This window comes from Candidatus Magnetominusculus dajiuhuensis (assembly GCF_046044395.1).
Taxonomy (GTDB): domain Bacteria; phylum Nitrospirota; class Thermodesulfovibrionia; order Thermodesulfovibrionales; family Magnetobacteriaceae; genus Magnetominusculus; species Magnetominusculus dajiuhuensis.
The window spans coordinates 1-9,297 of the sequence record NZ_JBJUSG010000136.1; the positions used below are offsets into that span (position 1 = coordinate 1).

8 protein-coding genes are annotated in these 9,297 nt (G+C 49.6%); 6 read left to right on the top strand and 2 right to left on the bottom strand.

Annotated elements, in window-relative coordinates:
- Positions 1-106: 106 nt before the first annotated feature.
- On the top strand, positions 107-2,014 hold the full coding sequence (locus AB7D94_RS14700; protein WP_420266710.1) for a histidine kinase dimerization/phosphoacceptor domain -containing protein: 1,908 nt from the start codon (positions 107-109) through the stop codon (positions 2,012-2,014).
- 22 nt (positions 2,015-2,036) lie between these two features.
- On the opposite strand, the gene AB7D94_RS14705 is transcribed toward AB7D94_RS14700, so the two are convergent.
- Positions 2,037-3,983 (bottom strand): lysophospholipid acyltransferase family protein, encoded by a 1,947-nt coding sequence (locus AB7D94_RS14705; protein WP_420266711.1) that lies wholly within the window; start codon positions 3,981-3,983, stop codon positions 2,037-2,039.
- A 201-nt stretch (positions 3,984-4,184) separates the two neighbouring features.
- Here AB7D94_RS14705 and AB7D94_RS14710 point away from each other — a divergent pair, with 201 nt between their 5' ends.
- The 3 genes from AB7D94_RS14710 (at position 4,185) to AB7D94_RS14720 (ending at position 5,756) form a co-directional block, all read left to right on the top strand.
- Positions 4,185-4,670 carry a nuclear transport factor 2 family protein gene (locus tag AB7D94_RS14710; RefSeq protein ID WP_420266712.1) on the top strand — a complete coding sequence of 162 codons (486 nt, stop codon included), beginning with the start codon at positions 4,185-4,187 and terminating at the stop codon, positions 4,668-4,670.
- 87 nt (positions 4,671-4,757) lie between these two features.
- Entirely contained in the window at positions 4,758-5,264 is a 507-nt protein-coding gene (locus AB7D94_RS14715) for a YybH family protein (RefSeq protein ID WP_420266713.1), read from the top strand.
- A 75-nt stretch (positions 5,265-5,339) separates the two neighbouring features.
- Entirely contained in the window at positions 5,340-5,756 is a 417-nt protein-coding gene (locus tag AB7D94_RS14720) for a ferritin-like domain-containing protein (protein WP_420266715.1), read from the top strand.
- Here the strand turns inward: AB7D94_RS14720 and hemW are convergent.
- Positions 5,735-6,916: a radical SAM family heme chaperone HemW gene (hemW, locus tag AB7D94_RS14725; protein WP_420266716.1), complete on the bottom strand. Its 1,182-nt coding sequence runs from the start codon at positions 6,914-6,916 to the stop codon at positions 5,735-5,737. The genes AB7D94_RS14720 and hemW overlap by 22 nt on opposite strands.
- A gap of 317 nt (positions 6,917-7,233) precedes the next feature.
- Here hemW and mazG point away from each other — a divergent pair, with 317 nt between their 5' ends.
- A complete protein-coding gene (gene mazG / locus AB7D94_RS14730; RefSeq protein WP_420266717.1) occupies positions 7,234-8,025 on the top strand; it encodes a nucleoside triphosphate pyrophosphohydrolase in 792 nt (263 codons plus the stop codon).
- Between the two features lie 4 nt (positions 8,026-8,029).
- On the top strand, positions 8,030-8,878 hold the full coding sequence (lipA, locus tag AB7D94_RS14735; protein WP_420266718.1) for a lipoyl synthase: 849 nt from the start codon (positions 8,030-8,032) through the stop codon (positions 8,876-8,878).
- The last annotated feature ends 419 nt before the right edge of the window (positions 8,879-9,297 follow it).

The following is a 9,297-nucleotide window of genomic DNA, read 5'->3' on the forward strand; positions in this document are numbered from 1 at the left end:
TCAAAAACCCTTTTATCAATAGGTGCAAATTTCTATATCGGAGCTTGGGTATTGGGCATTAACTTTACAAATAATACGAATTATGGTATAACAAGGGACATGGGTTATGGCTAAGGACGATAGTAGGGGAATGTGCAGGGATTACTTACAGTCCCATTGTTATTGGGTGCTGCCGGTGGTGTTTTGGGCGCTTGTATCTCTGGCTTCGTTGAAGTGGCATTTGTATTTGCTGGAAGAAGAGGCGTTTAATATGGCCCTTGAGTCAGGCCGCTCGATGTTCAAAATGATTGAGACCACACGCCTCTGGAACTCCAGCCATGGCGGCGTCTATGTCCCCGTTACAGAGACATCGCAGCCCAATCCCTATATTGACGTCCCCGAAAGAGACATAACCACTGTTGACGGTAAAAAACTGACATTGGTTAACCCGGCATATATGACGCGCCAGATATCAGAAATGGCCAAAAGCATAAACAGCGTGGAGTTTCACATCACGAGCCTTAAGCCCATAAGGCCGGGCAATATAGCCTCACCGTGGGAAGCGGCGGCCCTTAAGCGCTTTGAGAAGGGTTCTGAGGAGGAAGTCAGGCTGCAGGGGCCGGAAGGTACGTTTATCTATATGGCCCCGTTGAAGGTGAAGACATCCTGCCTGAAGTGCCACGACAAACAGGGATACAAAGAAGGCGATGTCAGAGGCGGTATATCGGTGACCGTGCCGGTGTCTTCTATTGCCAAATACACTATTAACCAGAGGAATAATTTCATCGTCCTGCACATATTTATATTCATCTCCATGTCATTGACAATGCTGTTTTTTACAAAGCGCCTGAGGCGGCAGTGGCTGGCCCTCAAAGAGGCCAAAGATACGCAGGAGACCGTCGTAGAGGAGCGCACTGCCGAGTTGAAAGAAACGAATGTGCGCCTGACAGAGGAGATAGATGAACGCAAAGCGGCTGAGGAGGTAATCACGGAGTCGGAGATGAAATTTCGCTCCCTGATTCAATCCGTCATGGATGGAATAATCTCTACTGACTCTCAGGGCATAATTATCGCGTTTAACAGGGGGGCTGAGTCCCTGTTCGGATATACCGCCGGGGAGGTAATCAATAAACCCATTTCGATACTAATCCCCGAACGCCTTAACGAGGCATATTTAAGGGCGTTTAAGGCATTTCAGCTCCTCGGTGAGTCATACATGTCCGGTAAACGGGTCGAGTTTGAGGGGCTTAGAAAGGATGGCACAGAGTTTTCCTTTGATATCTCACTGGCCTCATGGAAGACAAAGAGCGGGACGTTTTATACTGGCATCGCCCGCGATATCACCGCTCACAAGAAGATGGAAAACCAGATAAACGCGTCCCTGCGGGAGAAGGTAATCCTTATTCGGGAGATTCACCACAGGGTAAAAAACAACATGCAAATCATCATAAGCCTTCTTAATATCCAGTCCGGGCTTATTAAAGACCCCGCGGACGCCGAGATGTTTAATGAGACTAAGAACCGAATACTGGCAATGTCACTTGTCCATGAGCGGCTGCACCAGTCCGAAACCCTTGCCAATATAGATTTTGCCGACTATGTGGGAAAACTCGCCAGGGGGCTTTTTCGCTCCTACGGCGTGAATACCTCAAGGGTTGCGCTTAAAGTTGACATACCTACGCTGTCCATCGGTGTGGATATGGCCGTATCGTGCGGCCTTGTGTTGAATGAACTGCTGTCAAATTCCCTGAAACATGCCTTTAAAGGCGGCAGAAGCGGTGAGATTGGTATTACCGTATCCTGCCATAACGGTGAGTATGACATTGACATATGGGATGACGGCGTGGGATTGCCGGAGTCTGTCGGCCTTAGGGACAACGAGACACTCGGCCTGCAGCTTGTGGTGTCCATTGTGGAAAACCAACTACGCGGCACGGTTGCCTTAAACAAAGAAAAAGGCACGAGGTTTAAGATTACATTCTCAGAGGCCAGGTCAAAGTCAAGCGAAGTCTCCTTTGACGATGTGAAGGACTAGCCGCTTATGTGGCGCTTTGGCCTCATGCGGCTGACACAGCGGCCTTGCCGTGATATTTATAAAACGCGTCGAGACCTTCTTTTCCCATGTAACGGGTCAGGAGGGCTGGTTCAGTCATTGTCAAATCAACAAGAATAAGGCCGTCAAGGCAGTCGCCGAAACTATGGTCAATGTTAAAGCCGATTAACTTGCCCCCAAGCCGCAGATACTGCTTGAGCAGGATGGGTACACCCTTTGGGGGGGTAGATTCAGCGGACGACTGGCCTTGCGCCACGCCCCCGGAGTCCCCGATTGCGGCAATCAGCTCCGATATGTCGTCTATATCCCTGACAAACGACAGGGCGGTGCCGCTATCCCAACCTGTTACTGACTCCGCCCTGAGCGGGGTCTTTGGCCTTATGTATCTTGCCAGCGATGGAATGTAACTTGTCATCTTCAGGAAGGACACGATGAGCTGGGTTGAAGCGCCGGTATAGTCCTTGTTTATGCTCACAGGGCCAAACAAATATCTGTATCTGGGATTGTACGAGACTATTTGGCCGATTCCCTTCCACAGGAGCAGAAGCGGCAGGTAACTCTTTTGGTACTCCTGCCTGACGAAAGACCTGCCCATCTCAAGCGCGGGGCTTATCTTGTCGAGGAATTGTTCGCCATACTTAAACAGTGTGCTCGTGTATAACCCCTTTGTTCCCTGTTTCATAAGTATCTCATCTGTCTTTCCAAACCTGTAAGCCCCTACAATCTCGTTTTTGTCGCTATTGAAGATAAACAGATGCAGGTAATGAGCATCAAATTGGTCTGTGTCTGCCGCCTTGCCCGTGCCTTCATTACCGGCGCGGAAGGTTATCTCGCGCAGGCGGCCTATCTCCCTAAGGATAGAGGGAATCTGCCATGAATATGCGCTGGCGGCGGTGTATTGTCCGTGTCTGACGAGGATTTGTTCCTCCGGCAGGGCGGCTATTTCGTAGCGCATGACATCGGGATTTTCAGCAGGGGCAATGGGTGCCGCCCCTTCTGATGCCCCTTTCGTAATGTTGAATGGCAGGCTGAAGGGGAATCGTCTTTTTCTCTTTGGCTCTGTGCCGTTAGCAAGCAGGTATGTGCGCAGCCTAAGGTAGTCCATCACCGCATCGTCGGATTCTATCTTTGAGAGCCTGTTAAATGAGACTATACCGCCGACTTTCACGCGTATGGTCTTCTTTTCCTTGTTCAGAAATTCGCGTGGAAGCATCGCCGTGCGTAGGAGCGGGTGTATCAGGCCGGCCAGTTGAAACAATATGCCGTTTGAGCCGCCAAAGTAAACAGGCAGGACGGGGGATGCGGTCTTCCTTATTATCCTTGCAATGGAGGAGTCCCATTTGGGGTCGGTTACTTCGCGTTTTTGAAGGTCAACGTGTGAGACCTCACCGGCTGGAAAGACCACTAACATGCCGCCCTGTTTTACCCACAAAACTGTCTCTCTGAGGGATTTGACATTCATACGGTAAGAGTCTTTCTTTTTAAAAGGATCAACAAAGAAGAACATGTCTGCGATGTCAGGGATATAGCTCAGCAGATAGTTGGCCATAATCCTGACGTCAGGACGAACCATGCGCAGTACAGAGGCAATAATCATCCCCTCTATGCCTCCAAACGGGTGATTTGCCACAACGACGGCAGGCCCGGAGGCGGGGATGCGCCTGATTTCCTCATCTGAAATCTCATACTTCACATTGAGCGCCTCAAGCGTTTTTGTAACAAAACAGCCGCCTTCCCTTCTGGCCAGCTCCTCATATAGCTTATTAAGGCGGTGAAATGACATGAGGCGCTCCAGTGCGGCCCTGATAACAGGATGCCCGTTTGAGGGAAGTTCAAGCCTGAAAACATTACTCTTGTGTGAGTTGTCCGCCATGTCTGTTCCTCCTGAATCTGTGCTGGTTATTTGTTCGGGTGCCGCCCCTGCGGGACTATCGTTTGTTATTATATCCATGCGTGTATTATATCGGCATATTGTTACAATTGTATTAAGGTGTGGTTATAATTTTGTTATAGTTTTGTTAAATTATTGTATTAATACGGGCGCTGAAACTTTTCGGGCCGCATGTTGACATAAGCAGGGCAATAATATTACTATCAGTGAGCCGGTCGCGGCTGTACTATAAATCAAGGATTATTCGGAGGCCACAATATTATGAAGAAATTAGCGGCGCAAATACTCTTAGCCGGTGCGGCTGTGGCTTCGGCGGGGATGTTCTTTGTCGAGGCCAGTCAGAAACTTGCTGTGGAACCCGCAAAGACCCAGGCGAAAAAGGCCTTTGACGGCATAAACCAGGCATACGAGAAAGGCGATATAGATACCATGATGAGCAATATCGCATCGGACGCCAGCCTCACTATCATAGGCGCAGAGGACGGCAACTATTATGTCGGATATGAGAACGTTAAAAATGGCTTAAAAAAGGCCGCTCAACTACGCGCATACAAGTGCCAGATGACCGAACAGTCTGTCAACGTAAACAAATCAAGTGACGTGGCATGGATAGCCCAGAAGAGCGATTGCACTATGGCCAAAAGCGGCAAGAAAGTGACGATGCGGTCAACGGCCGTCGAGATAAAAAAAGACGGCAAATGGCTCCTCATCCAGGCACACCACTCTCTTGGAACGCCAGAAGAATAACAGCCGATTAATAACTCAAAACAAGCGGGCTGCCCTGCACGCCACGGATTCCCCCTGAGGGATGGCTTGCTCAAGGAGGCAAAGACGATGAAAAAGGTGCTGTACGTGTTGGTTGCCGCGGCAGCGGTGCTGCTTATGAGTAAAGGTGCTATGTGCGGCTCAGGGAAGCCCGTTGGACAGGATGTATATAGGGCGCAGGTAAAGAAGGTCTTAGACGATATAAACAACGCCTTTCTGAAAAGCGATATGGATGGGTTTTTAAAATACGTCGCCCACGACGCCGATGTAGTCGCCATTGATATAATGACCGGCGATTATATCGTGGGGTTTGATAAGATTGCAGAGCATATGAAAAAAACAGCCGGCATGAAGGCGACTTACAAGTGTTCGCTCATAGAAGAGACCATTCATGTAAATATGTCCGCAAGGGTGGCCTGGTCAGCCCAGCTTAGTGATTGCAACATCACGCTTGACGGCAAAACCGTATCTATGAAGGTCAGGTCCACATCCACGTTCGAAAGAAAAGGCGGCGCATGGCTCATGGTTCAGGGGCACGACTCCGTAGGTCTGCCTCACATCAGTGACGTCAGGTGACGGCTGCGACCCATATCCGGCGGCATTGAGCTGACCGGCAGTCAGACGCAATTAAATTACAGGAGGGAGTTATTTATGGCAAGTGCGGAATTGAAAAAGATGATGAACGCGGCAATTGCGAGGGAACTCAAGGTCAGTATTCAGTACATTTTTCAACACATAATGATAAAAGGAAAAAGGGCCAGATTCATAGGTACGGAGTTACGGGCAATAGCCATCGTGGAGATGCTCCACGCGGAGAAAATAGCGGAGAGGCTCGTCTATCTCGGTGAAGTTCCAACCACAACTCCTGACCTCGTAGACATTACTGGCAGCGAGCAGGAAATCCTCCAGAAGGATTTAGCCGAAGAGGCTTATGCAATCGAGCTCTACAAAAAGATCATCAAAATGGCCAACGACGAGGGCGACTCCACCACGAGGCTGCTCTTTGAGCAAATCCTCGCCGAGGAGGAGCTGCACCATCAGACATTTCAGACGCTCTTAGGGGAATGACCCCGCTGCGCGTCAATCTTATCCATGATTGAACTTATGATTCGGTTGCTGACGAGAAACCCCCTTCTCGTCAGTTTCAATCGGGTCTCGTCAATCTCCGCAAGGCCGTTTTCCACAAGCCCCTGTAATCCCGCAACGTCAATACCGCCCTCCCTGAGTCTTTCCACGGACACGCCCTCCGCGGTTCGAAGTCCAAGAAATATGTCTTCTTTCAGCCCTTCGCAGCCGTCAATAATCGTCGTCTCGCCAACTGGCAGCGTATTGTGTTCTATGTTGGTTAGATATTGCATGAGGTCAGCGGCGTTTGAACTTCTCAGAGAGTAGCCCTGTCCACTATATAGTATTCTCAGATGAGAATGCGCACCAGCTCCTATCCCCGCATAGAGGCCCCGCCTCCAGTAGTTTTCGTTATGGCGGCATAGAAACCCCGCTCTGGCAAAGTTTGAGATTTCATAGTGGCAAAGTCCAGCACCGCCAAACTGCTCAGCCGCCGAACAATACATCGCGGCAATTGCGTCCTCCTCAGGAAGGACTGCCTCCCCACTCATAACGCGCCGACCAAAGGGTGTGTCGGCCTCCGGGGTCAGCTCATATGCCGATACGTGTGGCGGGGCAAACGATAGCGCCCTCCGGACTGTCCTCACCCAGCCCCCGACGGTCTGACCCTCAAGGCCATAGATGAGGTCAACAGAGAAATTCCAGAAATATTTTTTTATAATTTCTAATGCCCTGACGGCCTCCGCCGCATTGTGAATACGTCCCAGTGATATTAATTCCTCGTCGTTAAGGGACTGCACACCCACGCTTATCCTGTTTACGCCCGCCTGTCTGATGGCGCGGAGTTTTTCGTCGTCAGCACTTGAAGGGTTTACCTCCATAGTGATTTCGGCACCGTTTTCTATACCAAAATTATTATTAATAAATTCAAGGAGCCGCGCAATTGACCCCGCCTCAAAGACAGAGGGTGTGCCGCCCCCGATATATATAGTCCTAAGTGTAACGATATTATCTTTTCGCAGTATAAGCTCACTTTTCAGGGCGTTGACATAGCGTCTTTCCATCTCTCTTTCCATGCCGTTTTCATACGGTATCGAAAAAAAATCGCAGTACGGGCATTTCCTCAGACAAAAGGGTATGTGGATGTAAAGAGAGCTGACCATGGTATATTATTACAAAAACATGTCGGCTATTGACACCAGGGCAAACGCATTTGGAAAATAAAGCAGAAGATACCTATGCAATCATTCCTACTTGTCCCTTTCCGTCATTCCGGTGCTTTTGCTGTCATTCAGGCTTGTCCGGAATCTTTCCTTTAGTAGGAGTTTCATAATGATTGTATATGTTCTGAGGCATAAGGACAGATTCCGGACAAGCCGGAATGACAAAATGAGGGAGGTGACAAAAATATGGGAGGTAATTTCTAATGCGTTTGCCCGGCTATTGACACCTCTATATACCTTTTTATAATATTCTACCAATGAAACGCCAACCGTCTGGATTTACAGGCCTTGTCGGGATAATGGACGCGCTGAGGTCAGAGCGCGGTTGCCCGTGGGACAAGGAGCAGTCGGCACACACCCTGATAGCGTATCTGATTGAGGAGACCCATGAGCTAATAGAGGCCGTTGAGGAGGAAAACCCTGATAAGATTCGTGAAGAGCTTGGCGATGTCTTGTTTCAGTTGCTGTTCCTTGCCCGAATCGAAAAGGAAAAGGGGACATTCGACATCTACGACGTTATTGCGGGGATAAGCGATAAGATGGTAACACGCCATCCCCATGTGTTTGGCGAGGGGGTATGCGAAACCGCCGCAGAGGTGCTTAAACAGTGGGACGCGATAAAAAAATCTGAGGGAAGGCACGAGGAATCCTCACTAAGCGGCGTACCAAAGACACTTCCTTCGCTCCTGCGTGCGTTTATGATTACCGACAGGGCCTCGCGCGCAGGGTTCGATTGGAGAGAGACCGTCGGGGTGCTATCGAAACTCGACGAGGAACTCACCGAGTTTAAGGAGGCCGTAAGCCTCAACGACCCCGCCAAAATCGAGGACGAACTCGGCGACATCCTCTTTACCATAGTCAATATCGCGCGGTTTGTCCAGGTCAATCCCGAAGATGCCCTGAGAAAGACTATAAACCGGTTCATCGGGAGATTTCAACACATGGAGCAAAGCGCCAAAAATCTTAATAATAAACCCCTCAGCGCCATGACAGCAGCCGAGATGGACGCCCTATGGGAAGCGGCGAAACGCGAAGGTTCCTACAAATAAACATATGGAAAGACTTCCGGACTGGCTTAAAACCAACACATTTAAAGGTCTAAGGGGGACAAAACGCCTCCTTCGCCAAAACCGCCTGTCAACGGTCTGTGAAGAGGCCAGATGCCCCAACCGCGGCCACTGTTTCAGCCGCCCTACGGCCACATTTATGATTTTGGGAAAGGACTGTACGAGGAGCTGCGGTTTCTGTTCAGTCTCTCATGTAAGGCCATCGCCCGTTGATGCCGAAGAGCCACGCCGCGTCGCCGGGGCGGCAAAGGCCATGAACCTGACACATGTGGTAGTCACCTCCGTCACCCGCGACGACCTGCCTGACGGGGGGGCCGCGCACTTCGCCGCCACAGTGTCGGAAGTCAGGGCGCTGCTTCCAAACGCTCAAATAGAGGTACTGACTCCTGATTTTAAGGGCAATCTCATTGCACTCCATTGCGTACTTGAAGCCGAACCGGACGTGTTTAATCACAACGTTGAGACCGTGCCGTCGTTGTACTATAAGGTGAGACCTCAGGCCAATTACGAACTGTCTTTAAGGATGCTGAAAGCGGCAAGGGATTACTCATCAAAGGTAAAAGTGAAGTCAGGCCTGATGGTAGGCCTGGGTGAGCGTTTTGACGAGGTCATTGGCGTCCTGAGAGACTTACGGGCGTGCGGGTGTAATTTTGTAACGATAGGGCAGTACCTGAGACCGCGTAAGACCAATATTGCGGTTGTAGAGTACATACCTCCGGGCGTCTTTGATTTATACAGGGAAAAGGCGAAGGAACTAGGGTTTGACGCCGTGGCCTCCGCCCCGCTTGTAAGAAGCTCAATGGACGCCGACCAGATGTTTTTGCCCCACACCTGAGGAGTTTTTGGCCGCGCGAGGATTCGGGCACACCGGATAGATTTAAACAACTGATGTCAGTTGTAACTTATATTTCCAGACTGGCAGACCCTGTTGCAAAGAATCATAGACCCGTTGTCATTTTTGTAACTATATGGCCGAATTTTCGCTTATTCAATAGCCTCACCTTAATCAAAATATAAAAAGGGGGATTTTGTTTTTTAGCAGTTCATCAAATAATATGACCCCTATTCTCATTGAAAAAAACGCTCTCAAAGGGAATCTATCCAATCTTACATCCCTATAACTACATACTTACTATATTGACAGACATGCTATGCACAATGCCAGTGCTATCTTTACCTCTCATTGAGAATTGCTGGGGTTTTCACCCAAGCTCCGATATAGAAATTTGCACCTATTGATAAAAGGGTTTTTGA